Origin of the sequence: Shewanella sp. GutDb-MelDb (assembly GCF_002836075.1) — a bacterium.
In the GTDB taxonomy this organism is placed as follows: Bacteria; Pseudomonadota; Gammaproteobacteria; order Enterobacterales; family Shewanellaceae; genus Shewanella.
In genome coordinates, this window is record NZ_PJBM01000262.1 from 84,938 (window position 1) to 111,912 (window position 26,975).

The window sequence follows — 26,975 nt, forward strand, 5'->3', positions numbered from 1 at the left end:
GCATTGTCAGCGGTAAAAAATGATGAGCGGTGTAGAGGGGGATGGGTTGCTAATCAGCACATCTATCGAGATCGAAAAATTTACTTTTATAGCGTAAAGGACAGAAGTTATGTCAATAATTAGTCACGAAAGACAGGCGGAAACCATGACCAGTACACCACACGCAAATTCATATTACGCGGCATCAGCCAACGACAAAACAGAGCGTGCACAGCTACAAGACAACATCGACACGGACATTTGTATTATCGGTGCCGGATACACAGGTCTATCGACCGCATTGCACCTACTCGAGATGGGTTACAGTGTCACTGTGCTAGAAGCTGCTCGTATTGGCTGGGGCGCATCAGGCCGCAATGGTGGCCAGATAGTCAATAGCTTTAGCCGCGATATCGATTCGATTGAAAAGACGGTTGGTAAAGATGCTGGCAAGCTATTTGGTGAAATGGCATTTGAAGGTGCGCGGATAATTAAAGAGCGCATTAGCAAGTATAACATTCAGTGCGATCTGCAAGATGGTGGTGTGTTTGCGGCACTAAACGACAAGCAGATGGGGCATCTACAGTCGCAAAAGTCGCTGTGGGAAAAACATGGCCATATGAACCATCTAGAGCTTTTGGATAAAAATGATATCCGTAAGGTGGTTAATACCGAGGCGTATGTTGGTGGTTTGCTCGACAAGAGTGGTGGCCATATTCATCCATTGAATCTCGCATTGGGTGAAGCCAATGCCGTGGAGTCCTTGGGGGGCAAAATTTACGAAGATTCTGCTGTGATTAAGGTAGAAGAGGGCGAGAGTCCAGTGGTGCATACTGCTCATGGCAGCGTGAAATCTAAATTTGTGGTGGTTGCAGGCAATGCATATTTGGGCGGCTTAATTCCAAAGCTGCAAGCCAAGGCGATGCCCTGTGGCACACAAGTGATCACCACAGCACCGCTAAGCGATGAGCTTGCAAAAAGCTTACTGCCGCAAAATTACTGTGTTGAAGATTGTAATTATCTACTGGATTACTTCCGCTTGTCGGGTGATAACCGCCTAATTTATGGCGGTGGCGTGGTGTATGGTGCTCGCGATCCCGCTGATATTAAGTCTATTATCACCCCTAAAATGTTGAAAATATTTCCGCAACTTAAAGATGTCAAAATTGACTATAGCTGGACCGGTAACTTCCTGCTGACGCTGTCACGTTTACCTCAGGTAGGGCGTATTGGCAGCAACGTTTATTACTCTCAAGGCTGCAGTGGTCACGGGGTAACTTACACCCATTTAGCGGGTAAGATCTTGGCTGAAGCCATTAATGGTCAGGCGACTCGATTCGATGCCTTTGCAGGGCTACCTCATTACCCCTTCCCTGGTGGCCATAGGTTCCAAGTGCCTTTTAGTGCGATTGGCGCGTGGTACTACACCATGCGCGATAAGTTAGGTGTTTAACAACAATATTAGTTTGATAATGCACCTCAAAACAAAAAAGCCTACGTGAGTAGGCTTTTTCCGTTTGGTTTAGTTAAGCTTTGTTCTAGTTAGTTATTCGAGAAACGCTTCTTGAGCTTCTTAATGCTCACTCCAAGACCAATGACGAACACCTCAACCGCACCTATACCCAATAAAACATAAAATAATGCCGGAACATGCTTAATAAAATCCATCTCAATTCTCTTCTAATTGCTAGATATATCCTGTTACTTGTTCTCAATATCCCACAGTCTTAGCGATAATTACTTGATGTCGGTCACAAACAATAGTGTTTTGAAGATAGCGAACAGCAATTTTATTGGGAGGAACATGAGAATGTTTAGCTGCTATTTATGAGATTCACGTGATGTGACTAGCGCAAATGTTCACACCAATATTTGGCCATATAAATTGACCCGTACTCACTTACCTAGCAATGGCTACGACCATCTATAGTGAACCGATTCGTTATCAGCGACGTATGCTTATTTGAGTGTTATTACTGGTATTTGTGGCAAATTAAGCAATTCATACTAGTTTCAATAGGGTGCATAAGAACATAAGAGAATCGCTAATGAACCGAATAATCCTGCTAGTAGTACTTGCGCTCATCACCATGGATGCCAAAGCCAACTATGAGCCGTCATTTGAAATTGGTAAGCAAAAAGCCAAGGTCTGTATGACATGCCATGGTGAAGATGGAATTTCTACTATCGACCCCTATCCCAATCTACGTGGTCAGAAGATGGGTTATTTGATCTCCTCCTTAAAAGACTATCAGTCTCGACAGCGTACCAGTGGCTTAGCGATTTTAATGCAGCAGCAGGCTGATGCCTTATCAGAACAAGATATTCAGGATATTGCTTACTACTTCTCGGTTCTGGGTACAAAAAAGGAAGGGGAATAGTATATGACACCAGGCACGGAGCTTTATGATGTCAAAGTGGTTCGGTATTTTATTGTGGCTGCGGTGGCATGGTCCATAGCGGGAATGTTTATCGGAGTGGTGCTAGCAGCTCAGCTTTATTGGCCGGTGCTGAATTTCAATTCTGAATATATCCAGTTTGGCCGTTTGAGACCCTTGCATACCTCTGGGGTTATCTACGGTTTTGTGGTGAATATGTTGATGGGAACATCCTTGTACATAGTACAAAGAACCGGTCAAACAAAGCTGTTTAATCAAAGCCTGTCTTGGATGGTTTTTTGGGGATGGCAATTGGTGTTGTTTTTAGCACTAGTGACCTTACCAATGGGATATACCTCAAGTAAAGAATATGCAGAACTTGAGTGGCCAATCGATTTGTTAATTGTACTCGTTTGGGTGCTTTATGGGGTGCTATTTTTTGGCACCATAGCGAAACGTAAAGTGAATCACATCTTTGTTTCCAATTGGTTTTACGGTGCCTTTATTATTGTTGTCGCCCTTATTTTTATTCTTAATAATTTAGCGATGCCAGTGTCTGCAATGAAGTCATACTCGGTATTTGCAGGGGCGCAGGATGCAATCGTTCAATGGTGGTGGGGACATAACGCGGTGGGCTTTTTGCTAACCGCTGGCATCATCGGCATGAACTATTACTTCATTCCCAAAATTTCTGAACGCCCCATTTATTCATATCGCTTATCTGTAATCCATTTTTGGGGGTTAGTCGGGTTCTATACATGGGCGGGAACGCATCATTTACTCTATTCATCAGTGCCTGTATGGCTGCAGAACATCGGCATTGTGATGTCTCTTATCCTATGGTTACCCTCCTGGGCGGGTGCATTTAACAGCGCTATGACCTTGCTGCAAAACAAAGAGAAGCTTAAAACCGATTACATTATGTGGTTCTTTATGTCGGCGATACTCTATTACTGTTTGGCGACGTTTGAAGGGCCTTTGCTGGCGATACGTTGGTTTAACATGCTGGCTCACAACACTGAGTGGATTATTGGCCATGTGCATTCCGCCGCGTTGGGTTGGGTCGCGATGTCGGGCATCGCGATGTTCTATTACTTTATCCCACGGCTGTGGGGCAAGACTAAGCTTTGGTCGAATCGATTGCTTAAGTGGCATTTCTGGATAGCCCATTTTGGGGTTGCACTTTATGCCATCGCACTGTGGGTTGCTGGCATCGGTGAAGGTTACATGTGGCTGGCGCAACAAGAGAATGGTTCGCTCGCTTATAGTTTTGTTGAAGCGATGGACTTTAAAGCCCCTTGGTTATTTGTTCGATTCTTTGGCGGCGCATGTTTCGTATTGGGTCTGCTGCTGATGGTATTTAATCTCTATAAAACCGTTTCGCTAGAGCAGGAGGGATCAGCCGATGCTAAGTAAAGACTTTACGCAATCGCTCTTAATCCTCATCGTTTCCACCACCGTGGTTGCCAGTTTTTCTATATTGGTGCTTATTGTACCTAGCTTAGTTCGCACTGATGAAATAAGGGCTACCTCGTTGGCTAAACCCCTAACGGCTTTAGAGGTTTCGGGTAGGGATGTTTACATCAGCGAAGGTTGCCATGTTTGCCATACGCAAATGGTGCGCAACATTGAGCCCGAAGTAAAACGCGATGGTCGACCCAACGAAGAGGGCGATGATATCTATGAATTCCCCAACCTTTGGGGCTCGAAAAGAACCGGTCCGGATTTGACTAATTTAGGTCGAAAATACTCTGCTCAGTGGCAGCGTTTGCATCTGATTGACCCAAGGCAAGTGGTGCCGACGTCTTTGATGCCTGCTTACCCATGGTTATTCAAGCAAGCACTTTCTGGGGACGATATTGAAGCCAAGATGCGCGTCTTACAAGGATTGGGAGTGCCTTACACCGAGAATGAAATAGAGCGATCGCGTCTAGCCGTGAAAGGAGTGACTAAAGGTGAAGCTTTGATTCACTATTTGCAAAGCTTAGGCAATGATACTGCCAGCGATCAGGAGCGTTGATATGACTGTTTTCTGGAACACCTGGGTGATTGTATTTATCTTGATTTTTCTCGCATTTATGGCGTTGGTTGTCGTTAAATATTGGCGCATTGAACATACAGCAGATAAAGATAGAACCATTGAGACTTTTGATGGTATTGATGAAAACGATGCACCTCCACCGCGGGTATTTTATCTGTCGTACCTCATCGCATTTATTATTTCCGCAGGTTTTTTAGTCCTGTATCCGGGCCTTGGCAATTGGGCAGGTTTAATGGGGTGGGAGCAAAGTGACGATGCACTTAGCTCGCCAGTCACTGATTTAGATATTCAAATGACGCCGTTAACCGATCTCAGTCTAACTGCATTGGCGAGAAACTCTGACGTCACGAATAGCGGGGCATTATTGTTTCAAAATCACTGTGGCGCCTGTCACCGCGCGAATGCACAGGGACAAAAGCACTTTCCTAATTTGATTGACCATGATTGGTTATATGGTGGTACGGAAGTCGACATTTTACACTCTATCGAAGATGGACGTCATGGTGCAATGCCGGGCTGGAAAGACATACTGTCGGAAGATGAAATTCTAAAAATGTCTTATTACATTGCATCGCTGCAGCGTCGAAATCTTAATGCACCCCAAGTGAAAGTTGATTTGGGTAAAGTCATTTTTATGCAGTACTGCTCGAGTTGTCATGGAGATGGTACGGTAGCAAATACTGACATCGGGGCGCCAATATTGTCCGATGATATTTGGTTGCATGGCGGTAGTATTGAGGAGATAAAGCACACTATTGAATTTGGATTGAATAATTTGATGCCAGCTTTTTCTGAGCAGCTAAGCCGTAATGAAATCTTAGCCATAGGAGCTTACATCACTGAGCAAAGAAACCAGTATGATGAAAAGCTTGCGGCACTTGACCCTGAATCAATTTCGAGAGGTGAGTATCTCGCCAATGCAGGGGATTGTGTAGCGTGTCATAGTTCAGAAAGTGGTGAACGTTTTGCGGGTGGCCTGCCTTTTAAAACGCCCTTTGGCACGGTTTACTCAACCAATATTACGCCCCACCTTAGCGAAGGTATTGGTGACAATGATTATGCAAACTTTAAAGCAGCGTTATTTGACGGCAAAGGCAAACATGGTTATTTGTACCCGGCTATGCCGTACACCTCTTATCAGTATCTAACCGAGCAAGATACCCAAGATCTGTGGAGCTATTTACAATCGATTACAGCCGTACCAAGGCAAAATGATAAAAATGCGATGATCTTCCCCTCTAATATCCGTATGGGTTTGTTGGGCTGGAATATTGCATTTATGGACACTGACCCGCTGTCGTACTCTGCGCCCGAACATGTTCAGCTTAATGAAGATGAACTCGAGCAGTGGCAGCAAGGTAAGTACTGGGTGATGGGCCTAGGTCATTGCTCTGAGTGCCATACACCGAGGAATTTAGCGCAAGCCTTGATCCCTGAAAAGATCTTCCAAGGTAACCTCATTGATGGCTGGAATGCGCCCAACATCACGGCGCAGGAGCTGTATGAAGATCGATGGGATTTAGAGTCGTTGACAGACTTTCTACACACCGGACATTCATCAAAAGGGTCGGCTTTTGCTGGCATGGCTGATGTGGTGAAAAACAGTACTAGCTTAATGACTCGTGATGACATTGAAACCATTTCACGCTACTTGCTGGTGGGCGATGTGCATAACACCATTCCTGAAGGGCAACAGCAGTTATCCCCCACAGGCTTTGTTGCAGAGTCCTACTCACAAGAGCAGTTTAGTGCTTACGCCTTGTATGCGGATACGTGTGGTGCTTGTCATGGTGAAGATGGAAAAGGACGCGATCCAATAGCGCCAACGTTGCTCCATAACGGCATTATCATGCATAGCGACCCATTCAATACCATCGCGGTGACGATTCGTGGCTTAGCGCCGACCTATTTGGATGAAGAGCGTAACTTTATGCCAATGACCAGCTTTCAGAATGTATTAACGGATAGTGAGTTAGCGGGATTAATTAGTTTTGTTCGTCTCTATCTGGGCGGCCGAGAAGAACCGGTTACCGCGGCACAAGTTAAAGCTGTGCGGCAAAAGCTAGAAAAAGCGGGCTTTGCTGGCAATCTGCATACAACGCCTGATATGTACGATCATAAAGACACGGATATCAATATTGATTAATAGTTTTACTGATTAAAAAAGCCTGCTAATGCAGGCTTTTTTATGTATAAAGACAACGAGCTGGGTTTTCTACGTGACGCTAAAGTGGTAGCGAAGCGGATTGTCTTTATTGTCTCTTTTAGCGTGCTGTGCGATACCACGACTATCGAATCTAAGCGGCTATGGTGTATTAAGGTACGACTTATCTAGGCTGTAATGTACGCTATAAAGCGGCTTTAAATAATCTAACTTGATAATACAACTCGCCACTGCTAGTTTTTAATACAGTATTTTATGCAGCATAAAGATTTGTCGTTTGGGTCAATAAACCTAATTAATCTTGTCGATAATAGTGGATATTAAACAGATTAAAGGAATTGATATGACTTATTTAAAAACGATAGTACTGCTTTTTTGTGTTGTTTTTTCTGCAATGTCAATTGCAGGTGACGACCATGATGCGAGCCCATCGAGTGGTGCTAAAGATATGCCCGGCGCTAAAGGGGTATTTGCCTTTCAGCCCAGAGATTGGATGGAAGGAAAAAAGACTTGGTGGAAAGATAGCGACGGCGTCGCACCTGGCGTTGCCGGTTGTCATATTGGCACCGATGAAAAAGGCACTGCCAATGGCAGAATGTTTGGTGAAGCTTGCATGGAAGATGGCCTACTTGTCGAATCTAATCCAGGTAAAGATGTGCTGCACGCACACACTAATGATACTGGCCACCCAGATAAATTTGATTGTAATGCTTGGTGCGTTGGCACTGGCAACAGCAGTGGCATGTGCACTATTGCCGCTGCAGCGCCTTGTGAACAATCGGCAAAATGTGTTTGTAACTAACTGATTAAGTTTGTCGCTAGTTTCTCCGTAGCACTCGCTCTATCTATAACGTTAGCCATAAAAAAGCGAACCTTTCAGGTTCGTTTTTACTTATTGGTAGCGGCTATATCAGCTGCCAATAAGCGTCTGCAGTAATGTTAGCTGGCTAATTTTTTTATCTAGCTACTACTTATAAACTAAACTGGCCGCGCAGTGTTAGCGCAACTTGCCTAGGGGCTCCTAGGCTCGGCGTACGGGTGAAGTTAGTGGTGATTATTCCTCATCAAACAGGTTCTTACCTTGGAGGTAAAGGCCGATATCTTGCCATTCATAACCGAGTTGCATATTGACCAAGGTGCGGCTGTCATTTTGTAGGTCAAACTCCGCTTCGCCTTCTTTTAGTCCTTCTCGATATGGATTAACACGGTTGGGTGTACTGCTGGCATAGTTGGCATTTAAGCTGGCAAAGATACCGCTATCGGCAGTGTAGGTCGCGCCCACATTGCCAGTCCATTCCGGCGCGGTAAATTGTCTACCAGAGAGATCGTTAACAACTGCACCAGTCTCAGTAGGAATACTGATGACAAAATCAATAAGCTCACTTTTAGCTTGGCCGAAAGATGCATACAAAGCTAATTCGTCACTCAGCTGATAGTTAAGTTCGAGCTCGAAACTTTTAACACTTGATTGGCCCACGTTAACTGTTTTCGTGTCGTAACGGTTTCGCCACCGTTGCAGTGTTAATACTGACTTTACTCGCTGATTGGCTGATATTTAGCGAGTAAATAATACAGTTATGGCACGATGGATTTAGAGCTGTTATTGGTGTTGAAGTGGCAATGCTACTGTTTATTTTTAGTTGTATTTGGGTGATGAAAACACTGTCTGCCAGCAGCGAGGCAAGGGTGGCCGAATTAACGGCTGCACCTGCTTTAGACTAGCAGCGTGGAGTTATTAGTTAGTTGCATTGTGGCGTTCATCCAAGGAGCTAGAGTCTAGCTCCTTGGCGTTTTTGGGTTTGGGTTAGCTTGATGTTGTTAATGTTATATGGCAATGGGGATAAAGGGTAATTTCTCTAAAATCATATATTTATGTTCAGTTTTAATGGCTAGTCATTTCAGGCGTCTCTAGGCGGTTTTGTTTTTTGGCTCTCACAAATAGGAAATAATAATAGCTGCTGGCGGTAAACCAGGATATGGCCAGGCTCCATAAACCATGGGAGAAGAAGTGTGCGCCTCTTAGTTGTTGAGTTAAGCTAAATGTCGCGCCCAAGAGTATGCCAAAGGCTAATCCATACCAGCGTAGTTTAGGTTTGAGCTGCAATGCAAAGTAATACAGCGCAACCCAAGCGTAGCCACCACTTGAGTGTCCACCAGGAAAACATTGTCCAAATTCAGCACCATTAGGTAAGGGGCTAAAAATGGGTACATAAGCAAATTGGCCACCAAATTGAATCACATCCCACGGACAACTAACGTGAGTGAACTCTTTGGCAAACTTTACTAATAGTATTGAGGTCAGCACGCTTAGCGTTAAGCAGAGTAAGTTACGTCTGTATTGGTTCCAACGTTTGCTTTTACAGCTTAATCCCAATGAAATCAGTAATGCTGTGCCTAATACGATAACTAAGTTGCGACCACCGGTGTGCAATACATTTTCACTCAACCACTGGCCTCTTAAAGGCCAGCTATCAACGCCGCCCTCTAGGCTAAAAAAATACTGAGCAATATTAAGATCGAATTGGAAATATTCAAAAATGGCGGCCACTAATAGAAACAGCATTAGCGGGTAGCTGATATGGCGCTCAAGAGAAAAAGGTTGCTGAACATCTACTGTTTTATGCATCGGAACCATACCTATTTTCACCGTGCCTTGTTAGGAAGGCTACTGATATCGGAGGCATGAGTTTATTAAATCACTTGTGAAAGAAATGTCGAAAGAGGATCCGATGAATGTAACGTCAGTATATTAACCATTGAAGCGCCTTTATTACTAAGTTATGGCGATCACTTTTCTGACGTCTGCTAGATAGCTCAAATTGAGCACTTTATTCGATAATTTTGACTGGTAAGTGAACTTGATAACGTATGTTGTCAACCGAGTGTAATTACTAGTCAATCTGCTGATTATAATGAGTTTTAGTTGTTAGCGCTCTTGGGGGGCTAAATGAAATGGTTGTTGGATTTTTAAGATGATTTATCACCCCATAAATAAACTCAATATCAGTGCATTTTTTATTTGCATTTTTTTAAAATCGGTGTAAATTACGCCGCCTTATCTAGTTCAAACTTGTATTGATAGATAGATGTCATAGTCGGATTCTGGTGATTACACCCGAATTATTGTGTTGTTTATTTTGAGTACTCTACACCTCCCCAAGCCAGTCCTGGCCCAAGATCTTTAGAGCATTCCGTTTTATTAAGAGATCCAATTGAAAATTTTATTTTTGATGTACCCATGGGAAAACATCGAACCTGAAACCGATACTAGCATTCGGTTGATCCATGAGTGCGTTGCACGCAGCTATACTGTTGCGCTAGCGACTACCAGCAATTTAACCATGCGCGACAGTGAAGCGAGTGCGTTTTGCCGTGTGTTTAGTAAAGAGCAGTCGGTACCAAATAATATCGTTTCATTTTATAAAAAAGCGCAGTTTAAAACTCTGCGTTTACCGTTAGCGGGTTTTGACAGCATTATTATGCGTGCCAATCCGCCGCTAGACACCATCGGGCTCAATTTCCTTGATTCAGTGCGTGATGATGTCTTTATCATGAACGATATTGATGGTCTTCGAATTGCTAATAATAAGCTGTATACCGCATCATTTGACGATCCAACCAATCAGTTCATTCCGGTGACTCACGTGTCAAAAACACCTGAGTATTTAGAAGAAGTACTGCGTGAGTCAAAGACCGACAAGATGATTATGAAGCCACTTGATGGCTTTGGCGGCCAAGGCGTTATTTTGGTGGAGAAGGCGGCGCAAAAGAGTTTTCACTCGTTGCTCGAGTTCTACATTAACAGCGGTAAGGGCGGTAACTACGTTATTTTGCAAGAGTATGTCGAAGGTGCCGAGCAAGGTGATGTGCGAATTTTAATGCTCAATGGCGAACCCATTGGTGCTATGAAGCGCATTCCGGCCTCAGGTGAAGTGCGTTCAAATATTCATGCGGGTGGCAGTGTGGTTAAGCATACACTGACCAAAAATGAAAAAGCCCTTTGCAAGCACATCGGTCCTAAGTTGGTGCGTGATGGTTTGTTCTTTGTCGGCATTGATGTGATTAACGAAAAGTTGATTGAAGTTAACGTGCAAAGCCCTGGTGGCATCATGCGGATCAACAAGTTGAACAACGTTAAGCTGCAAAAGAAGGTCATTGATTTTGTTGAAAGCGTGGTCAATGCCAAAGAAGCGTTAAACATCAGAAAAACAGCGTTTAGAAAGGCGATCGACGATGCTCATATTAACTGAAAAAGAGTGTATTGCTTTAATCAATAAAGGCGAGTGCTTCCACGCTGAGGTCGATGGCGGTTCATTCATCGTTAAGATTGATGAATACTCGCCAGTCGTGTGTACGGCTATTCATAATGGACACCGCCTGAGAGCTGATCTGAAAAAGAGCTTCTTACTCACTAAGCCTGAGCGCTTCTATGAGGAAGACCCATACACTGATGAGTTATTGTCATCTTTTCCCATTGTATTGATAGGCAACGATTCACGTTTTGAATACGACTTAAATCGCCCTAAAACGTTATCGACCTATTTTAAAACGGCGTGGGATAAGCAGGTTTGGCAAAAGCCATTAACGCCAAAGCAGCGCGGTGAGAGCCATGCTAAGCATCAGTCTTTTTATAATGTGCTCGGGGCACTGGTTGCTCGCTTAGAAAAGCAGTTTAAAAACAGCATTGTGTTTGATGTGCACTCATACAACCATCAACGCATTGAGGCGAATACGCCAACATTTAATATTGGCACTAGTCAAATTGATACTGAGCGCTGGGGTGAGACCTGTCAACATTTTGAAAAACAGCTGAATAAAATAGCGCTACCAAACCTTGATGTACGTGCAGCAACCGATGAAGTGTTTCAAGGGCGTGGTTATTTAATTGCGCATATTAACGCGCACTTTGACAACACCTTGGTGTTGCCAGTGGAAGTGAAGAAAGTGTTTATGGACGAAACCACGGGCGAGTTGTACCCCTTGGTGTTAGAGGAGTTAAAAGCGGGCGTTAAACAAGCGATATCAGAAACTGCAGCGTATTTTATGCGCCGCTTTGGCAAGCGTAAGTCTGTCAGGAGCATTGATCTATTATCATCGACATTACCGCCAGAGCTGTTATCGCTCGACAAGAGCTTGTTTAAGTTGGCCAATAACGTCGCCACGCTGAAATATATTAACCCGATTAATATCGCTAGCGAGCGTAAAAAGTTTTTAGCCCGTAAAGGGGCTGTTGCGCCTGAGTTTAACTACAAACAGTTAAATTTGAACCCGTACCAGTTCCGAGAACTGCTGTATAAGTTGCCCGTCGAAAACGTGATGGATGCTGACATTCAACAGCTTTATCGGCATGTGATTGATAACTTAGCGACAAAGATTGATCTGCTGTGCTCTATTGGCACTGATGACTTTGTTTATAACTCGCTTAAATATTATGGTCAGCCAGATAAAGATGACATAGCAAATGCTCAGTTCTTATTGCGTGCGCCAGCCATTGAAGCTGATGAAGACGCGTCTATTTTTGATGCCGACCATGCGGTTGAGTCATTCCAAAAGCAGGCGGATGAGTGGGGGCTGAAGTGTAAGGTCGAAAAATCTTCTCGCTTGGTTGCCAAGGCAATGGTTAATAATGAAAAGGGCAGCTTGTTAATCAATAAAGACGCCATGTTCAGTAGCAAAGAGCTGATTGCATTTGCTTACCATGAGCTTGGAGTGCATATGTTGACCACGGTTAACGCTAGGCGTCAGCAGTTAAAGGTATTGTCTCTTGGCTTAGTGGGCAATACTCATACTCAAGAGGGGTTGGCGATTTACAGCGAGTATTGCTCTGGCAATTTAACCTTGAGCCGATTGAAAATACTGGCGATGCGAGTGATAGCGGTTAACTTAATGCTGGAGCAGCGAGATTTTTCGATGACGTTCCACACTCTAATGCGCGAATATAGTCAAACAACAGAGCAGGCATTTACCTTAACCACGCGAGTTTATCGCGGTGGTGGTTTTACCAAAGACTTCCTTTATTTAAAAGGCTTTAGAGATATTGTGAACTTGAGTAAAACTATGCCGCTAGATAACTTACTGGTAGGTAAAGCTGGTTTACTCGATTTGCCTATTATTAACGAAATGGTCGAACGAAACATGCTGGAAAAACCAGTGCCGCTATTTGCACTGCAGCATACCGCTACGGCCGATACTGCAGTTATCGATTATCTGGTCTCAGCTATTCGTTAATTGTCGTGTTATACCGATAAACATGCCTTGTTCCAGAAATGGAGCAGGGCTTTTTTTCAGCTGGTTTTGGGATGACTAACTCGTTTTTGAACCACAGCTTGTTAGAACTTAAGCGCTAATGGGAGAGTGATGCTAATAGAAATATCAAAATCAGTAATCAATCCTAATTAGCTGCAACCTCTTTATGTTTTTATGCTCATAAGACTTACCTGTATATCTACATCAACCGGCCCTTATTAAGGAGGCCACAGATATAATGGACACATTTATCATCTCTATGTGGCTGTCATTGTTAGCCGGCGGCAACAGAGGATTAGTTTCGATAATTTCACTGTAGTTCATTAGATTAAAACTAATCTTTCTGGCTCATTCAACATAGAGACAGCCCTGCTTTTATTGATATTCCTTTCATTGGCTGATACTAAGTTAACATTGACATTTCTTTCACATTTTCTGGGTTAGGGTTATGTGTCGATTTGGTTAACGGATTAATGATAATAAATCAGGATATATAATGAAAAAATTATTGCTGTTACTGAGCTTTATGGCGTTTAGCTTAAGTGCCGCGCCTTCGTTGGACTACCAGGTACAAAATTTTCAAGACAAATTGGTTAGCCTTAATGAGTTTAAGGGGAAAGTGGTCTATTTGGATTTTTGGGCCTCTTGGTGTGGGCCTTGCCGTAAGTCTTTTCCGTGGATGAATGCAATGCATCAGAAATACCAACAACAAGGACTGGCCATTGTTGCTATTAACCTAGATGAAAATAAGGCGCTAGCTAAAAAATTCCTATCAAAATTACCCGCCGACTTTCATATCCGTTTCGATCCGCAAGCAGATGTCGCCAGCAAGTTTGATCTGCAAGGTATGCCAAGCAGCTATATCTTCAATCGTCAGGGAGAGTTAGTACAAATGCATCTGGGTTTTTTTGAAGAAAAATCGGCAGATTATGAAAATGAAATTATTGAATTGCTGAAGGAGTAACTCATGAATCGAACCATCATTGCTATTGCTATTGCGATCAGTTTATCCGCTTGTTCAAGCTTGGGTGTCGAGCCTTGGGAGAAAAATCAGTTGGCTCGGGCCGATATGGCGCTCGACAGCGAGAAATTAGACTTAGCCCTTGATGACCATATCTATTTTAGTAAAGAGGGGAGTAGTGGTGGTCGTTCACTCGCGGGAGGTGGATGCGGATGCAATTAAAGAATCCTAGTAATATCGCTAAAGCATTAGCGCTTGCTAGTTGCGCTCTGGTTGGGCAAAGCGCCCAAGTTCAAGCCAGTGAAGAAAAGTTGGATGATTGGAAAGTTGATGCTGCCATCATGTACTACGGTGAGGAAGATAGAGTCCAGGCCGTTGAAGCTATCGGCAATGTGCAGAAAGCATTTGGCGATGAGTCTCTATTGGATATGAAACTGGTTGTGGATAGCTTGACCGGTGCATCAGCGTCTGGCGCTGTCGCCCAGGCAGAAACTCAAACCTTTACCCGCCCCTCCGGTAATGGTCAATATGAAACTGCTCCAGGTGAAACGCCTCTCGATGATACCTTTCATGATACCCGAGTGCAGGCAAGCGCAAACTGGGCTGAAACCTTGTCTCCGGTATGGAAAACCAATGTGGGTGTGAATGGATCTAAGGAGTTTGATTATTTCTCTATGGGTCTCAATGCTGGAATTGAGCGCAGCTTCAATAAAGACAACACCACACTGGTGTTATCGGGTGCTTACACCTTCGATACCATAGATCCGGTTGGTGGCAAGCCCGTAGCGTTTTCGGCCATGGCAGTCAGAGGAGATTATAATACCGAAGAGGAATATAGAACGGCTTTCGATCTGACTCGTGTTGAGGGAACTGAAGACAAAAAAACCATGGATATGATGTTAAGTATCACCCAGGTGCTGAGTCGTCGATGGGTATTTCAGGCAAACTACGGCTTGTCCAGCATATCGGGCTATATGACGGATCCTTATAAAATCTTGAGCCAGGTAGATGATACTGGGACGTCGCAGGGTTATTTATATGAGAATCGTCCGGATTCTCGTCTCAAACACAGCTTCTATATGATGACGAAAGGGGCGCTAGATGCGGGTGTTGTCGATTTTTCTTACCGTTATAGTACCGATGATTGGGACTTAAACTCCCATACTCTGGAGACCCATTATCGCTACTATTTCAGTGGGCGCTTCTATGGGCAGGTGCACCTGAGATATTATCAGCAACAAGCCGCCAATTTTTATCGTCCCTTCCTGATGGCTGACGAACCTCTTCCCGAATATGCCAGTGCAGATTACCGTATCGGTGATATGAGCAGTTATACTTTGGGGCTTAAGTTTGGCCAGCGCCTCTCCGGCGGTCATGAGATGAGTTATCGACTGGAGTACTATCAACAGAACCCAGAGAATAACGGCACCGAGTTAGTCGGCCAGTTGCAAGATCAGGATCTGTTTCCTGCGGTGAAAGCCATCATGGCACAGGTGAGTTACTCGTTTTAAATGTTAGCTCACTTAATTCGCGTAAATTAAGCGATAAGCATGCCGTTCTCCTATCATGTAAGGTGATTGTAGCGGATGTTTTAGTCATTCTGGGTCTAGTGAAATTGAAAGCGGGAGAATGAGTATTCAACATCAAAGGGCATCATCTAATTTTCAATTGAGTCGTCGCAGCTGGGGGCATGTAGGTTCGTTCCGTGCGATGGCGAGTCCCTGTGAGTTACTCATCGCTAACGAAGATGAAAATATTACGCGTGCCATGATGGAATTAGCCACTTGTGAAGCCGCACGCATCGAACAAAAATTTAGCCGCTTCATTAAAGATAACCCTCTGTGGAAAATCAATCATGCCGCGGGGAAAGCCTCTCCCATCGATGCCGAAACAGCGAGTTTGCTGCAGTTTGCCCGCCAATGTTATCAACTCAGTGAGGGGCGTTTCGACATCAGCGCCGGTCCCTTAATGGCACTGTGGCGCTTCGATGGGAGTCAGTTCCCCAAGGCGAGTGATATCGAGCGAGCGAGGGCGTTAGTCGATTTTTCAAAGGTGAGCTTTAACGAACATCAACTGCAGTTTCCTGCAGGCATGTCTCTCGACTTTGGCGGTATCGCTAAAGAGTATGCCGTCGATAGAGTGGCTTATCTGCTTGCTGAGCAGTGGCCCGCTATTTCGGTGCTGGTTAACTTTGGCGGTGATATCGCTTGCCCAGTCTCTAAAGCGGCAGATGCCCCTCCTTGGCAAGTGGGCATTGAAAATCCCCAACGACTCGATAGCGCTGCGGCGTTACTGGAAATTCGCCAAGGCGCACTGGCCACTAGCGGTGATACCCGCCGATTTATCGAAAAAAATGGTCAGCGTTTTGGCCATATCATCGATCCAAGAACCGGCTATCCCATAGTCAAAGCGCCCCGTTCGGTCACCGTCCTCGCCCCTAACTGCGTCATGGCAGGTATGCTAGCAACCATGGCGATGCTTGAAGGCGCTCAAGCCGAAGCCTTTCTCAGCGAACAAGAAGTAGAGTTTAAGTGTTTTAGATAGAGACTCGGTTCCAATGACCTGCGGTCAGCGCATGTGCAGACACAACTCAGGTTGGATGTAACTCTTTATAAAAAAGGGTTATAAAAGCATGAATATTCGGTATGTTTGAATCGATTCACATCAGATTAGCAGTCTTTCTAGCACTGCTGTTTACTACAGAAGGGGCGAAGTGCCACGACTTGTTCGGCCGTAAGGCCGTTGCTTTAGTCAAGCGAGTAAAAAGTACCGAGTCTATTAAGTCCGGTAAAGCACTTTAATAACGTACTCATTGCAATGTACTATTACAGCGCTTCACAATGAGAAAGTGTTTAAGACACTCGAAAGTCAGCTTACAATATCTATACGCCTCTACGTCCTGTAAAGCACTTTAATCACATGCCAACCGAATTTGGTTTTAACTAAATGCGGTGTAATCAACTCACCGCTGAAGCAGACCTTATCGAATTGCGGCACCATTTGGCCTCTTTTGAACTCGCCTAAACTACCGCCTTTTTTACCCGACGGACAGCTAGAGTGTTTCTTAGCAAGCACGTCAAACTTAACGCCTTTGTTCAATTGTTTAATAATGTCTTCGCCAAGCTCTTTATGCTTAACCAAAATGTGCAGTGCAGCTGCCGTTTTTGCCATGTTTAGGCCTATGTCATGATGAAACTAATAGGCCGATTATACCGTTTAATCTAAGGGGGAGGCTAGGGTTGATATTAGCAATGCTTACCGTAAGCAGCTGAAGGTCTACTTACGGTAAGGCTGCTGATGAGCTTACTGAGCTTGCTTGGAGATATTGATAAGATCCTGCATGTCGATATCGACCGTAAAACTGCCGGGTACTTGTCGTGGTGGAAATGCTTTAAAGCTTTCTAACATTTGTTTTACTTTTACCTGTGCCGGAACAGCAACAAATGCACGCTTATACCACCAGTCATCGTAACCAAAGCCCTGATCACCTTTTTCGTAAGGGTCAGTAGCAAGATCAAACAGTTTAGGGATTCTTAAGGTTGTTTGAGACTGAGTCCAAACAGCCATGCCTTTGCTTTCTTGGATCTTAAAATTAAATTTCCAACGGCCATCCCGCATAGCAAGTAATTCACCATCATCAGACCAATAGAAAAACTGCTTTCGAGCGCTTTCATCAGTTTGATGGCTGAGGTAATCGACTTGATTATAACCATCTAAATGATTGTGGTATTGCTTACCATTTTTGGCGGTATAACCCGCGAGTAATTGCTTTTTTATCTCTGAGTTACCAGCGATGCTGGTGAGGGTTGGAAACCAGTCCGATGACGACATTATACCGTTAAACTTGGAGTTTGGTTTAATGTGCTTGGGCCACTTTACTAACGCCGGCACCCTAAATCCGCCCTCCCAGCCAGTATTCTTTTCACCTCTAAAGGGACCTGTGGCAGCGTCTGGCCAGGTGGCATTCATTGGGCCATTATCGGTGGTATAGATCACCAGCGTATTATCATCAATATCGAGTGAGGATAAATGGGCCAGCAACTCTCCTATCAGGTTATCGTGTTCGACCATACCATCAGCGTAGTCTCCTAAGCCCGTTACACCTGAATGTTTATCGCTGACGTGAGTGTAGTTATGCATTCGCGTGCTGTTATACCAAACGAAGAAGGGCTTTTTCTGCTTCACTTGGCGGCTGATAAAGTCATTGGCTGCTGCTAGGGTTTCATCGTCTACGGTTTCCATACGTTTACTTGTCAGCGGGCCGGTATCTTCAATTTTTCCATCTGCGTAGGAATGAATAACGCCACGCGGACCAAAGCGTTTTTTAAAGGCCGGGTCTTTCGGGTAATCGGCATTTTCAGGTTCCTCTTCAGCATTCAAGTGATAGAGGTTACCCATAAACTCATCGAAACCATGGTTAGTCGGTAACATCTCATCTCGATCGCCCAAGTGATTCTTTCCAAACTGTCCGGTTGCGTAGCCTAAGTCTTTAAGGGTTTGCGCCAAGGTTATATCTTGAGGCTGTATTCCTTGGCTAGAACCAGGTAAGCCGACTTTGCTGAGTCCGGTGCGAACAGGCATTTGTCCGGTAATAAATACCGAACGACCAGCAGTGCACGACTGCTCTGCATAATAGGAGGTAAGCATTGCGCCTTCATTGGCAATGCTATCGATGTTTGGCGTTTGATAGCCAAGCATGCCGTTGTTATAGGCGGAAATATTGCTGTAGCCAATATCGTCACCAAATATCACCAGAATATTGGGTTGCTCTGCGGCGCTAGCGGTACTGATGAGTATAGAGCTGACAATCAGGCTTTTTATCATGCTTATCATAATTAATATCCGTATTTTATTGAGTCAATGAGGCGCATTTAATGGGCTGGCAAGTAGGTGCCGTACTCCATACTTTTTCCAAGTTCAGGGTGGATCTCATCATGTTCACAGGCCAGATTCCCGTTGATAAATACCTGTTCGACTAGCCCCGGATTTCGGTTAACTAAGCGTTGTAGGTCAAAGTTTTCCATGTCTGCCCAACTGACTTGCTCTAGGTTTTGGGTAAATTTGGCGGGATTGATAATCACTATGTCTGCTCTATCACCCATGTGAATGCGCCCGGCATCAATGTTGAACCACTGCGCTTGATCGCCTGTCATACGAAATACCGCTTGCTCCATTGTCATAATGGCTTGGTTTTCATCGATACTTTCATTGACGAGCTTTAGCATTCTTAATGGCAAGTTATAAAAGGCCATATTCCGAATATGAGCACCCGCATCGCTAAAGGTGATTAAAGACTTTTTATCTTTGACCATGTTTTTAAGTATGTGCTTACGGTGGTTCGCGACGGTGGTGTACCAGCGAAGATCAGTACCGTATTCCACAACGAGGTCGAGAAATAGGTCGACCACATGGATCTGTTTTTTATCGGCTACTTCGGCAAAGTTTTTACCCACGATGGATTCATCTGGGCAGTCGAGAATAATGGCGTCACCAAAGTCGCGTTGCCAGACTCTAGGGCTGAGTTTTTCACCGTAGAATTTTCTAAAGTCACGGCGATATTTTTCATCTTTTAGTAATGCGTTACGGGCTATTTTGTCTTTTAGATCTAATGCCAGTTCGCCGGCACCGAACTCTTCAAAAAACACCACATCGATACCGTCAGCGTAAACAGTGAAGGGGGTTGGTAGCACTTGCCAGCGAAAATCACCATTGAAGAAGTTGGTGACTTGAGCGGCTAGGTTGGTGATTTTACTCAAATAGACGCTGCCTTTTAGATCCATTCGACTAATTAAGGTGGTCTTTAAAGGCTTTTTGAAAATGCCGATGCATTCGCGCATGTATTGATTTATTTGCAGAATGGCGGCTGCGTTGGGTGCCCCTTGATGCACCCGGTCATATTGGCGCACTAAATTATTAAGGCGGGAAACTTCTTTCCACTTAGCGTAGGTGCTCGGTAAGCTTTTGGACCATTCACGATTACCGTCAAGTTTGTCCCATTTAAGGCACATGGTTGATAATCCTAAAAAGCCAATCTCTAGAGACTCTTTTAGCAGGCGTTCCATCTGTACCATTTCAGCTTCAGTGGGCACTACATTGCGATCAGTGGCACGGTGTAAACCCATAACGGCGACTCGCATATCGCTGTGGCCTAGCATGCTAACGACATTGGGGCCTAGCGGATGGTTTTTAGCAAATGTCACCCACTGCTTTGGTGTGTGCCAGGTTTTGTATTTTTTTAGAATAGGCAACACTTTTTCACGAGGAACGGTTTCAACTCGAGTAAAGATATCAGAGGCATCTTCATATTCACTGCACACCATGCTCAATGAACAACTACCGACCAAAACGGTGGTGATGCCATGGCGAACTGACTCCGATAAGCTCGGACTGACAATCAGCTCAGCATCATAGTGTGTGTGGGTGTCGATAAAACCGGGCATCAGCCATTTATCTTCGGCATCAATAATATGATCGCAGCCGGTTTCACTAATGTTTGAGCTAGATACTTTGGCTATCCTGCCGTTTTTTATCGCAATATTTTGAATAGATGAGGCTGCGCCAGTGCCATCAAAATAGCGAGCTCCCTTGATAATGGTATCGTATGCAGACATTGAAAACTCCGAATGTTGTTAATCGTTTTTATTATGTTTATCGATTCGACACATTCAGATTAAGGCTTAGCTAATTAACATTCTTGTCATTTGGTGACAAATTGGCGATTATCTAATCACAGTTAGTTGATAGGTGACGTATTGATGCAGCAAGATTATCTCATTCGTAGTGGCTCGTTAGTGGGGTTTGATGGCTTAGTGACCGAACTGGGAGGTGATGCTGAACACTTGCTTTTACAATGCGCTTTAACCGCTGAAGACATTGTTAACCCCGATAATATGATTGCCGTTGCGGACATGATTAACTTGCTTGAACTGAGCGCAGAACAGTTAAATTGCAAAGACTTTGGTTTACGTTTAGCGGCGACACAAGGGCTTGAGATGTTGGGTGCGGTAGGCATGATAATGCAGACAAGCCAAACAGTGAGAGCAGCCTTGATTCATGCGCAGCGTTATATGGCGATACATAGTCAGGGTGAATATTGGATGTTGCGTGAGTTTGCTTCATCGGCGTTTATCGAACGTTATCAAGTGTTCCAAGATATAAGCCATGCAAAGCAGTACAAGGAGTTATCTTTTGGTGTGTGTTTAGGCTTAGTTAAAACACTTATTGGCCCTCAAGTAAAATTGGACCGACTTGAGTTCGCCCATACCGCAATATCTGATAGTGCGGTATATCGAAAATACTTTGAGTGCTCTGTGGTGTTTAATCAGGAAAATGACCGACTGGTCCTCGATAACAGTTATTTAGCACAGAAATCGCAATCGATTTCAGCGCAAGATAAAGCTCAAGTTGAAGGTTATTTAGAGGCCCTCATTGGACAGTTTGGTGATGATATTGAGCGTAAGGTTAAAACTTTAGTTTTACAAACGATGGGGATGGGGGATGCGAATATTGATGAAATTGCGTCAATGTTGAATATGAATAGGCGCACCCTTCAACGGCGCTTAAGATGTAAAGGTCTAACATTTAAGCAGTTATTGATGGACGTTAGAGTGAGTTCTGCCTGTTGGCATTTAACCTCAAGTCAAATTGACATTACCTTGTTATCTGAGGTGTTGGGCTTTAGCGATGTGAGTGCTTTTTCTAAATCGTTTAAACATAGGATGCAGCTGTCTCCTTTGCAGTGGCGCAAGCAAAACACACAATAGTCAGTGACTCGCTTTGCTGCTTGATTATAATGGGTGAATATAAGTTAGTTGGAAGAGTGAGTGTTAAAGTCTAAGGCATATCATCGCATTGGTCCTGATTACCGTTTTGATGAGCAAGTCAGTTTTGTTGATGTCAAAGAGGTGTTTGGCTTAGGTCATATCCGCTTAGGCAAGTGGGTAGAAAATGCGGAGCGTGATAAAGCGGCAAATCTGATCTTTGACTCCTTAGCGGACCTTGCTTTTATTTTAAAGCTACCGCCTAAAGCGCTCGGTTTACGGCAAACACTTAACCTTGCTTTTGGTACCGGTGGCCAAAAAGGAGTGCAGGCGCATTATGCGCCGGATAGACGTGAACTGGCACTGGCTAAAAATGCGGGTGCTGGGGCACTTGCGCATGAGTTTTGGCATGCCTTTGATCATTATATCGCTCCAAAATCATTTCATATCTCATCTAATAGAATCTCTTTTGCGAGTCATAGTTGGATTGCAGATGTAAAGCCGATTAAACATCCGTTAAACCAACGCTTAGAACGGGTATTTGAAGTGAGTATGCTTAGCGACGATGGTGAGGAAGGGCATGACTATGTCTGCCGCGCGATTGCGTTAGATAAGCAATATGGCACGCAGTACTTTTCAAAACCAACCGAATTAATGGCGCGCGCGTTTGAATCTTGTATCGAATCCTATGCTGATATTAGTAATCCTTATTTAGTGGATGAAACCTTACATTCAGACCTTTTTGATGCTGGCGGTTATCCTACGATCGAACATCGACAGCAAATATTCAGTGTGTTGATTGATTATTTTGAACCCTTGGGTGAGGCGTTAGGCCGAGAGTAAAGTACAGATTATATTGATATTAGAGACAAAAAAGCCCGCATTAGCGGGCTTGGTCTCGAACTGGCTGACAGTGAAAATGATCCGTTAAGCGGTCTTCACTTTCCAATTAACTTTTTCACCAGCGAAGAAAGGGACGATAGGGTTGCCGTTTGGCAGAATGATCTCTGACGGTACTGTCCAAGTCTCTTTTATCAGCGTGACGGTACTCGTGTTGCGTGGCAGACCATAAAAGTCTGGACCATGAGTACTGGCAAAGCCTTCAAGCTTATCCAACGCACCTAAGTCATCAAACACCTGAGCATAAAGCTCTAATGCGCTCCAAGCGCTATAACAACCTGCACAGCCGCATGCAGATTCTTTACGGTGCTTTTCGTGTGGGGCAGAGTCGGTGCCTAAAAAGAACTTACTTGAACCCGTCGCCACAGCAGCGCGCAGCGCTTCTTGATGAGTACTGCGTTTTAAAACCGGTAAGCAGAAATTATGTGGGCGCACGCCACCAACCAGTAGATCATTACGGTTAAGCAGTAAATGCTGTGGCGTAATCGTGGCTGCTACATTATCTGCGGCTGACATGACAAAGTCTGCAGCTTCTTTAGTGGTGATGTGTTCAAACACCACTTTAAGGTTTGGGAAGGCATCAACGATACGCGCTAGGTAGCGCTCAATGAAGAGAGCTTCACGATCAAAAATATCGATATGTGATTCAGTCACTTCACCATGAACAAGCAGCAGTAAACCGTGTCTGGCCATTGCCTCAAATATAGGAAATAGCGAATCTAACGCTTTTACTGCCGCATCAGAATTGGTGGTGGCACCCGCTGGGTAAAGCTTTGCTGCAACAATACCCGCGGCTTTAGCATCGATGATGTCTTGCTCTGTCGTATTGTTGGTTAGGAAAATGGTCATTAGAGGTTCAAAATTAGAACCTGCTGGACGAGCAGCTAAAATCCGCTCACGGTATGCAATGGCAAGCTTTGCATCTGTGATAGGAGGTAACAGATTGGGCATCACGATAGCGCGATTAAACAATCTTGCGGTTGCTGGTACGGTTTCTTGCAACATATCTCCATCACGAAAATGAAGGTGCCAATCGTCTGGTGTCAGTAGGGTAAGCTGCGTCATGTAGGGTTCCTAAGCGTTTACGACAAAGTATTAGGTGCTTTCTTATATGCTATTTTTGCGAGCTATATTGTGCCTGAAATCGCCTCTGCTTAATAGCAGTACCTGCGAAGATAACAGTAACGTTAAGCTTGTTATCGTGGCTTGTTTGAAAATATTTGTTTCGCCAATATTCTATGAGTTGATCCAGCCTATCCGTAGATATGAATCTAATTTTGTAGTGGCGCGCAAACAGATTATAAAAAGAGCGGTCTGTGAAAACCGTTATAGAGTTACTTATTTCACCGATGGCTGTTAACCTCTACTGTCATTTATAAAGAAGAATGTTTATCTGTATGCGTCTTGATAAGTTTTTGTGTAAAAGTACTGAGCTAACCCGTATTGCAGCTACTCAATGTATTGAGCTGGGCGAGGTGAGCGTGAATGACAAGGTTATTACCGAAGCTAGATTTCAAGTGCATGAGAACAACTCTGTTGTTTGGCAAGGCAGGCGATTAGTCGCCCGGCCTTCACGCTATATCATGCTGCATAAACCCGTTGATACTTTGAGCTCGAATGTCGATGGTGATTACCCGAGCCTATTTCGTTGCATTGATGTGGATAGAGCTGAGGATCTGCATATTGTGGGACGCTTAGATGCTGACACCTCTGGATTAGTATTGCTGACCGATGATGGTCGTTGGTCATTTGAAATCATCAGACCGGAAAAACAGTGCCCAAAAACTTATCGAGTCACACTGCGCGATGCTATTGGCGACGATGTTGCGGCTAAATTTTTAGTGGGTGTTCAACTGCAAAATGAGTCACAACTTACTGCGGCTGCGCATCTTAAGGTTGTGACTGAAAATGAAGTACTGCTGACGATCACTGAAGGCAAGTATCACCAAGTAAAGCGAATGTTTGCCGCCGTAGGTAATCGAGTTAATGGTCTTCACCGTGAACAAATTGGCAGCTTGCAACTTGATGTTGAACTTGCTCAATGGCGCTACCTTACCCCCGATGAAGTGGCCAAGTTTCTGTAATTTTGAGCGAGTTAATTTTTTAGTGTATTAGTTTTCGTGTTGATTAAAGAGCCAAGGTGGCAGCTTGACGCTGCCGTTGCTGGCTTACTCTACCCAATGCAGTACGTCGCGAATGATCGACCAGCGAGGCAGCTTCTCAACAGCACCTTGTCCCAGCATCCAATAGTTATAGATCTCATCTTGGTGACCATCGACTTTGCGCAAGCGCTGCCAGTTATTGACATAGTTGAGTAGTGATTGGTTTGATTGGGCAACGGCGTATGCTACTGGGTAACGTGATTTACTTTCGAGCAAAGCAATACCGTAACCTGGGAAGAATAGTGTCCAGGCTGAGCCTGCTTGAGCACTGATCACCACTGCATCGTATTTATCTTTTTTCTGTCTAAAGAAATCTTTATAGCCGTCTATTTTTACAAATTTAATATTTGGCGCTTTTAAACGAGCATCTTCAACGACGTCGCTGTGCTCTACATAAGCGATAGTGACTGCGTCCAGTTCCAATATTTTTTCAGTGCTTTTAAAGGTATTTACCAAGTGATCTTTTGTCGCCAGAGCTAAGTTCAGCTCCAGTACCGGGTTGCTATAGCTGAGTGCATCCATCTGCTCAATATCCATGGCTAAACCAGACATGGCAATATCAAAAAAACCCGCGTCTAACGCTTGAGCGAGTTTGCTTTTCTTGAATGGAATAAACCCGACTTTAACGTTGAGATCTTCCGCGAGCTTAGTCGCCATAGCTGTATCAAAACCAACAAGATGGCCAGTGTTATTGTAGTAACTAAAGGGCACATTACTGGGTATATAGCCGACTCTAAGTATTCCTCTGCTGCGGATCTCTTTAATCCCAGCAATGGGGGATCGCGGAGTTGTTCCTATCACCGGAAACTGTTTACTGACCTTTGTTGGGACTTTATCGGCCACCTGCATATTCGCAATAACGCCGCTGGTGGTCTCTGGGCTATGAATAAATAGCCCCATGCCCACGCGGCATACAACCAAGGTCAAAATAAGGCTTATGCCGATCCCCAAGCCCATTTTGAGCAATTGAGTTGGACGCAGTGTAAGGTGCTTTTCAAACAATGCAGCAGTGAGTAGCGTCAGTGCAAACAGGTTCATCACGGCGGCGATGGAGTTGAATTTTCCTGTGATAAAGCCAGACATCACAAATAGCTGAAATAGATCTGACGGTAAATGGACCAGATCCAGCATAAAGGGGATCGCCACATACACACTGCCAAATAGCGATAATAAGCCACTAATAGAAAGTGATGGAATACTACTGATATCAACAGGCGTGCCATTAAACCAACCCGCAAAGAGGACAAAGAGGATCACGGTTAACTTGCCAATATTAGGAAACGTGAACGCAATCGGAACCAAAATTTCTATCAAGGTGGCGCCATCTTCACTCAATTTATCGTGTTCACGCATGACCTGCTTGCACTCTTCCACAATCACTGGAATAACAATAAAGATGTTCCCTGTGGCAAATGCGGTCACTAAGCTCGCCTTTGAGACCCGTAGCGCTTGTGCAAAAGTGATAGGGGTTAAAGAGGCGACAATCCACGGCAAAATCCAAAAGGTGAGTAGCAGACAGAGCACAAAGTAGCTGATTAAATACACCTGCATACTGGCAAACTCATCAACCCCCATAGTGCCTGCTGCGGAGGCTGACATGGCAAAAATTCCGATAGGAAGTACTTTGACCAAGCCTTGAGTGATGCGAGAAAATATCTCTGAACTGGTGTGCATAAAGGTTAAAATTTGCTGTTTATTTTCGCCCTGCATGCCAATAAGTGCAAGCCCCATGGCGATACTGAACACCACCATTGCGGGCACATAGCCCCCCGCCATAGATTCGAACGGGTTTGATGGAATATAGAGTTTGAAATAGTTGATGGGGGTTACAGGTTCAATGCTACTGGTGCTGAAGAAAGCAGCTGATTCAACGACTGGAAATGAAAGTGGCATTAAGGCGACTGTGAGCAACCCCAGTCCCCAGAGCAGTATCATGATAAGTCCCGCGCGGCTGAAAATAAGCTTGGCAGTATTCTTTTGTAATTTACCGATACCGCCCACCAGCGAGACCACGATATAAGGGAGAACGGTCATTTGCATGAGTAATATCACGCTGGTGCCAATTGTGCCCATCCAGCTTACGGATTCACCAAAGAATAGGCCAACGCCGAAACCCAAAAACATGGCCACTAACATCTGTGTCGAGCTGGTCATTGCTAGTATTTTTTTTAGCACCGATCCCATCCAATTATTATTTTAGTTTTAGTGGTAAGCTCAAATGATTAAAAGTAGAGCTGAAAATGTTCGTTTTAGCGATTGAAATACCCTGAAGGTTAAAAATGTTTTTAACCTTGGTTTACGCTGTCCTATATTAGCTAAAGCTCAGCCACGCTAGCGCTGGTATGACATAGCCATGTTCATTATAGATATAGATAGCTTTAACT

25 protein-coding genes are annotated in these 26,975 nt (G+C 44.3%); 17 read left to right on the forward strand and 8 right to left on the reverse strand.

Going from position 1 to position 26,975, the window contains the following annotated elements:
* Positions 1-145 precede the first annotated feature (145 nt).
* Positions 146-1,432 (forward strand): NAD(P)/FAD-dependent oxidoreductase, encoded by a 1,287-nt coding sequence (locus tag CXF82_RS20350; protein WP_102038470.1) that lies wholly within the window; start codon positions 146-148, stop codon positions 1,430-1,432.
* Positions 1,433-1,521: 89 nt separating this feature from the next.
* On the opposite strand, the gene CXF82_RS22680 is transcribed toward CXF82_RS20350, so the two are convergent.
* Complete coding sequence (locus CXF82_RS22680) at positions 1,522-1,647, reverse strand: hypothetical protein (RefSeq protein ID WP_257982831.1); 126 nt, start codon at positions 1,645-1,647, stop codon at positions 1,522-1,524.
* A gap of 380 nt (positions 1,648-2,027) precedes the next feature.
* Between CXF82_RS22680 and CXF82_RS20355 the strand changes: the two genes are divergently transcribed.
* From CXF82_RS20355 to CXF82_RS20375, 6 genes are all read left to right on the forward strand, one after another.
* Positions 2,028-2,360: a c-type cytochrome gene (locus CXF82_RS20355; protein ID WP_101091288.1), complete on the forward strand. Its 333-nt coding sequence runs from the start codon at positions 2,028-2,030 to the stop codon at positions 2,358-2,360.
* Between the two features lie 3 nt (positions 2,361-2,363).
* Complete coding sequence (ccoN, locus tag CXF82_RS20360; protein WP_102044843.1) at positions 2,364-3,773, forward strand: cytochrome-c oxidase, cbb3-type subunit I; 1,410 nt, start codon at positions 2,364-2,366, stop codon at positions 3,771-3,773.
* Complete coding sequence (locus tag CXF82_RS20365; protein ID WP_101091290.1) at positions 3,763-4,377, forward strand: cbb3-type cytochrome c oxidase subunit II; 615 nt, start codon at positions 3,763-3,765, stop codon at positions 4,375-4,377. Before ccoN ends, CXF82_RS20365 begins: the two co-directional genes overlap by 11 nt.
* 1 nt (position 4,378) lies before the next feature.
* Positions 4,379-6,544 carry a c-type cytochrome gene (locus CXF82_RS20370; protein WP_101091291.1) on the forward strand — a complete coding sequence of 722 codons (2,166 nt, stop codon included), beginning with the start codon at positions 4,379-4,381 and terminating at the stop codon, positions 6,542-6,544.
* A gap of 42 nt (positions 6,545-6,586) precedes the next feature.
* Positions 6,587-6,733 (forward strand): hypothetical protein, encoded by a 147-nt coding sequence (locus CXF82_RS22410; RefSeq protein ID WP_157822914.1) that lies wholly within the window; start codon positions 6,587-6,589, stop codon positions 6,731-6,733.
* A gap of 172 nt (positions 6,734-6,905) precedes the next feature.
* Positions 6,906-7,364: a hypothetical protein gene (locus tag CXF82_RS20375; RefSeq protein WP_232775040.1), complete on the forward strand. Its 459-nt coding sequence runs from the start codon at positions 6,906-6,908 to the stop codon at positions 7,362-7,364.
* A gap of 252 nt (positions 7,365-7,616) precedes the next feature.
* Here the strand turns inward: CXF82_RS20375 and CXF82_RS20380 are convergent, their stop codons facing one another.
* Both CXF82_RS20380 and CXF82_RS20385 read right to left on the reverse strand, forming a co-directional pair.
* Positions 7,617-8,117 (reverse strand): TonB-dependent receptor domain-containing protein, encoded by a 501-nt coding sequence (locus tag CXF82_RS20380; RefSeq protein ID WP_101091292.1) that lies wholly within the window; start codon positions 8,115-8,117, stop codon positions 7,617-7,619.
* 327 nt (positions 8,118-8,444) lie between these two features.
* Positions 8,445-9,188, reverse strand: coding sequence for a phosphatase PAP2 family protein (locus tag CXF82_RS20385; RefSeq protein WP_257982832.1), 744 nt, complete (start codon positions 9,186-9,188; stop codon positions 8,445-8,447).
* 586 nt (positions 9,189-9,774) lie between these two features.
* Here CXF82_RS20385 and gshB point away from each other — a divergent pair.
* From gshB to CXF82_RS22415, 7 genes are all read left to right on the forward strand, one after another.
* Positions 9,775-10,812 (forward strand): glutathione synthase, encoded by a 1,038-nt coding sequence (gene gshB / locus CXF82_RS20390; protein ID WP_102044844.1) that lies wholly within the window; start codon positions 9,775-9,777, stop codon positions 10,810-10,812.
* Positions 10,796-12,790: a flavohemoglobin expression-modulating QEGLA motif protein gene (locus CXF82_RS20395; protein ID WP_101091295.1), complete on the forward strand. Its 1,995-nt coding sequence runs from the start codon at positions 10,796-10,798 to the stop codon at positions 12,788-12,790. Before gshB ends, CXF82_RS20395 begins: the two co-directional genes overlap by 17 nt.
* A 514-nt stretch (positions 12,791-13,304) precedes the next feature.
* Complete coding sequence (locus CXF82_RS20400; RefSeq protein WP_101091296.1) at positions 13,305-13,772, forward strand: TlpA family protein disulfide reductase; 468 nt, start codon at positions 13,305-13,307, stop codon at positions 13,770-13,772.
* 3 nt (positions 13,773-13,775) lie between these two features.
* Entirely contained in the window at positions 13,776-13,991 is a 216-nt protein-coding gene (locus CXF82_RS20405) for a DUF4266 domain-containing protein (protein WP_101091297.1), read from the forward strand.
* Positions 13,982-15,280, forward strand: a complete 1,299-nt coding sequence (locus CXF82_RS20410) for a DUF3570 domain-containing protein (protein ID WP_102044845.1) — start codon at positions 13,982-13,984, stop codon at positions 15,278-15,280. The genes CXF82_RS20405 and CXF82_RS20410 overlap by 10 nt, the downstream gene beginning before the upstream one ends.
* Before the next feature lie 118 nt (positions 15,281-15,398).
* On the forward strand, positions 15,399-16,313 hold the full coding sequence (locus tag CXF82_RS20415) for an FAD:protein FMN transferase (RefSeq protein ID WP_101091299.1): 915 nt from the start codon (positions 15,399-15,401) through the stop codon (positions 16,311-16,313).
* A 101-nt stretch (positions 16,314-16,414) separates the two neighbouring features.
* On the forward strand, positions 16,415-16,570 hold the full coding sequence (locus tag CXF82_RS22415) for a hypothetical protein (protein ID WP_180961236.1): 156 nt from the start codon (positions 16,415-16,417) through the stop codon (positions 16,568-16,570).
* Positions 16,571-16,661: 91 nt separating this feature from the next.
* Here CXF82_RS22415 and ppiC read toward each other — a convergent pair whose 3' ends face one another.
* The 3 genes from ppiC to CXF82_RS20430 form a co-directional block, all read right to left on the reverse strand.
* Positions 16,662-16,940 carry a peptidylprolyl isomerase PpiC gene (gene ppiC, locus CXF82_RS20420; RefSeq protein ID WP_101091300.1) on the reverse strand — a complete coding sequence of 93 codons (279 nt, stop codon included), beginning with the start codon at positions 16,938-16,940 and terminating at the stop codon, positions 16,662-16,664.
* Between the two features lie 132 nt (positions 16,941-17,072).
* Positions 17,073-18,602, reverse strand: a complete 1,530-nt coding sequence (locus CXF82_RS20425; RefSeq protein ID WP_102038403.1) for an arylsulfatase — start codon at positions 18,600-18,602, stop codon at positions 17,073-17,075.
* A gap of 38 nt (positions 18,603-18,640) precedes the next feature.
* A complete protein-coding gene (locus CXF82_RS20430; RefSeq protein ID WP_102038402.1) occupies positions 18,641-20,380 on the reverse strand; it encodes an N-acyl-D-amino-acid deacylase family protein in 1,740 nt (579 codons plus the stop codon).
* Between the two features lie 144 nt (positions 20,381-20,524).
* Between CXF82_RS20430 and CXF82_RS20435 the strand changes: the two genes are divergently transcribed.
* Together CXF82_RS20435 and CXF82_RS20440 are read left to right on the forward strand one after the other, a co-directional pair.
* Complete coding sequence (locus tag CXF82_RS20435; RefSeq protein ID WP_101091303.1) at positions 20,525-21,532, forward strand: AraC family transcriptional regulator; 1,008 nt, start codon at positions 20,525-20,527, stop codon at positions 21,530-21,532.
* A gap of 60 nt (positions 21,533-21,592) precedes the next feature.
* The gene (locus CXF82_RS20440) at positions 21,593-22,372 is read left to right on the forward strand and encodes a CLCA_X family protein (RefSeq protein ID WP_101091304.1); all 780 of its coding nucleotides are present in this window, start codon (positions 21,593-21,595) and stop codon (positions 22,370-22,372) included.
* Between the two features lie 84 nt (positions 22,373-22,456).
* Here CXF82_RS20440 and pyrC read toward each other — a convergent pair whose 3' ends face one another.
* Complete coding sequence (gene pyrC, locus CXF82_RS20445) at positions 22,457-23,494, reverse strand: dihydroorotase (protein WP_101091305.1); 1,038 nt, start codon at positions 23,492-23,494, stop codon at positions 22,457-22,459.
* 332 nt (positions 23,495-23,826) lie between these two features.
* Between pyrC and CXF82_RS20450 the strand changes: the two genes are divergently transcribed.
* Positions 23,827-24,513 (forward strand): pseudouridine synthase, encoded by a 687-nt coding sequence (locus CXF82_RS20450; RefSeq protein WP_101091306.1) that lies wholly within the window; start codon positions 23,827-23,829, stop codon positions 24,511-24,513.
* An 84-nt stretch (positions 24,514-24,597) separates the two neighbouring features.
* Here CXF82_RS20450 and CXF82_RS20455 read toward each other — a convergent pair whose 3' ends face one another.
* On the reverse strand, positions 24,598-26,775 hold the full coding sequence (locus CXF82_RS20455; RefSeq protein WP_257982833.1) for a cation:dicarboxylate symporter family transporter: 2,178 nt from the start codon (positions 26,773-26,775) through the stop codon (positions 24,598-24,600).
* Positions 26,776-26,975 lie beyond the last annotated feature (200 nt).

What these genes read in the sequence shown, in the direction of transcription:
- CXF82_RS20385 (WP_257982832.1), bottom strand. Translation starts at nt 9,188, where the DNA reads ATGCATAAAACAGTAGATGTTCAGCAACCTTTTTCTCTTGAGCGCCAT.
- CXF82_RS20365 (WP_101091290.1), top strand. Translation starts at nt 3,763, where the DNA reads ATGCTAAGTAAAGACTTTACGCAATCGCTCTTAATCCTCATCGTTTCC.
- CXF82_RS20405 (WP_101091297.1), top strand. Translation starts at nt 13,776, where the DNA reads ATGAATCGAACCATCATTGCTATTGCTATTGCGATCAGTTTATCCGCT.
- CXF82_RS20435 (WP_101091303.1), top strand. Translation starts at nt 20,525, where the DNA reads ATGCAGCAAGATTATCTCATTCGTAGTGGCTCGTTAGTGGGGTTTGAT.
- CXF82_RS20375 (WP_232775040.1), top strand. Translation starts at nt 6,906, where the DNA reads ATGACTTATTTAAAAACGATAGTACTGCTTTTTTGTGTTGTTTTTTCT.
- CXF82_RS20430 (WP_102038402.1), bottom strand. Translation starts at nt 20,380, where the DNA reads ATGTCTGCATACGATACCATTATCAAGGGAGCTCGCTATTTTGATGGC.
- CXF82_RS22410 (WP_157822914.1), top strand. Translation starts at nt 6,587, where the DNA reads ATGTATAAAGACAACGAGCTGGGTTTTCTACGTGACGCTAAAGTGGTA.
- CXF82_RS20455 (WP_257982833.1), bottom strand. Translation starts at nt 26,775, where the DNA reads ATGGGATCGGTGCTAAAAAAAATACTAGCAATGACCAGCTCGACACAG.
- ccoN (WP_102044843.1), top strand. Translation starts at nt 2,364, where the DNA reads ATGACACCAGGCACGGAGCTTTATGATGTCAAAGTGGTTCGGTATTTT.
- CXF82_RS20395 (WP_101091295.1), top strand. Translation starts at nt 10,796, where the DNA reads ATGCTCATATTAACTGAAAAAGAGTGTATTGCTTTAATCAATAAAGGC.
- pyrC (WP_101091305.1), bottom strand. Translation starts at nt 23,494, where the DNA reads ATGACGCAGCTTACCCTACTGACACCAGACGATTGGCACCTTCATTTT.
- CXF82_RS20400 (WP_101091296.1), top strand. Translation starts at nt 13,305, where the DNA reads ATGAAAAAATTATTGCTGTTACTGAGCTTTATGGCGTTTAGCTTAAGT.
- CXF82_RS22415 (WP_180961236.1), top strand. Translation starts at nt 16,415, where the DNA reads ATGTTTGAATCGATTCACATCAGATTAGCAGTCTTTCTAGCACTGCTG.
- CXF82_RS22680 (WP_257982831.1), bottom strand. Translation starts at nt 1,647, where the DNA reads ATGGATTTTATTAAGCATGTTCCGGCATTATTTTATGTTTTATTGGGT.
- CXF82_RS20355 (WP_101091288.1), top strand. Translation starts at nt 2,028, where the DNA reads ATGAACCGAATAATCCTGCTAGTAGTACTTGCGCTCATCACCATGGAT.
- CXF82_RS20450 (WP_101091306.1), top strand. Translation starts at nt 23,827, where the DNA reads ATGCGTCTTGATAAGTTTTTGTGTAAAAGTACTGAGCTAACCCGTATT.
- CXF82_RS20425 (WP_102038403.1), bottom strand. Translation starts at nt 18,602, where the DNA reads ATGATAAGCATGATAAAAAGCCTGATTGTCAGCTCTATACTCATCAGT.
- CXF82_RS20370 (WP_101091291.1), top strand. Translation starts at nt 4,379, where the DNA reads ATGACTGTTTTCTGGAACACCTGGGTGATTGTATTTATCTTGATTTTT.
- CXF82_RS20350 (WP_102038470.1), top strand. Translation starts at nt 146, where the DNA reads ATGACCAGTACACCACACGCAAATTCATATTACGCGGCATCAGCCAAC.
- CXF82_RS20410 (WP_102044845.1), top strand. Translation starts at nt 13,982, where the DNA reads ATGCAATTAAAGAATCCTAGTAATATCGCTAAAGCATTAGCGCTTGCT.
- CXF82_RS20415 (WP_101091299.1), top strand. Translation starts at nt 15,399, where the DNA reads ATGAGTATTCAACATCAAAGGGCATCATCTAATTTTCAATTGAGTCGT.
- ppiC (WP_101091300.1), bottom strand. Translation starts at nt 16,940, where the DNA reads ATGGCAAAAACGGCAGCTGCACTGCACATTTTGGTTAAGCATAAAGAG.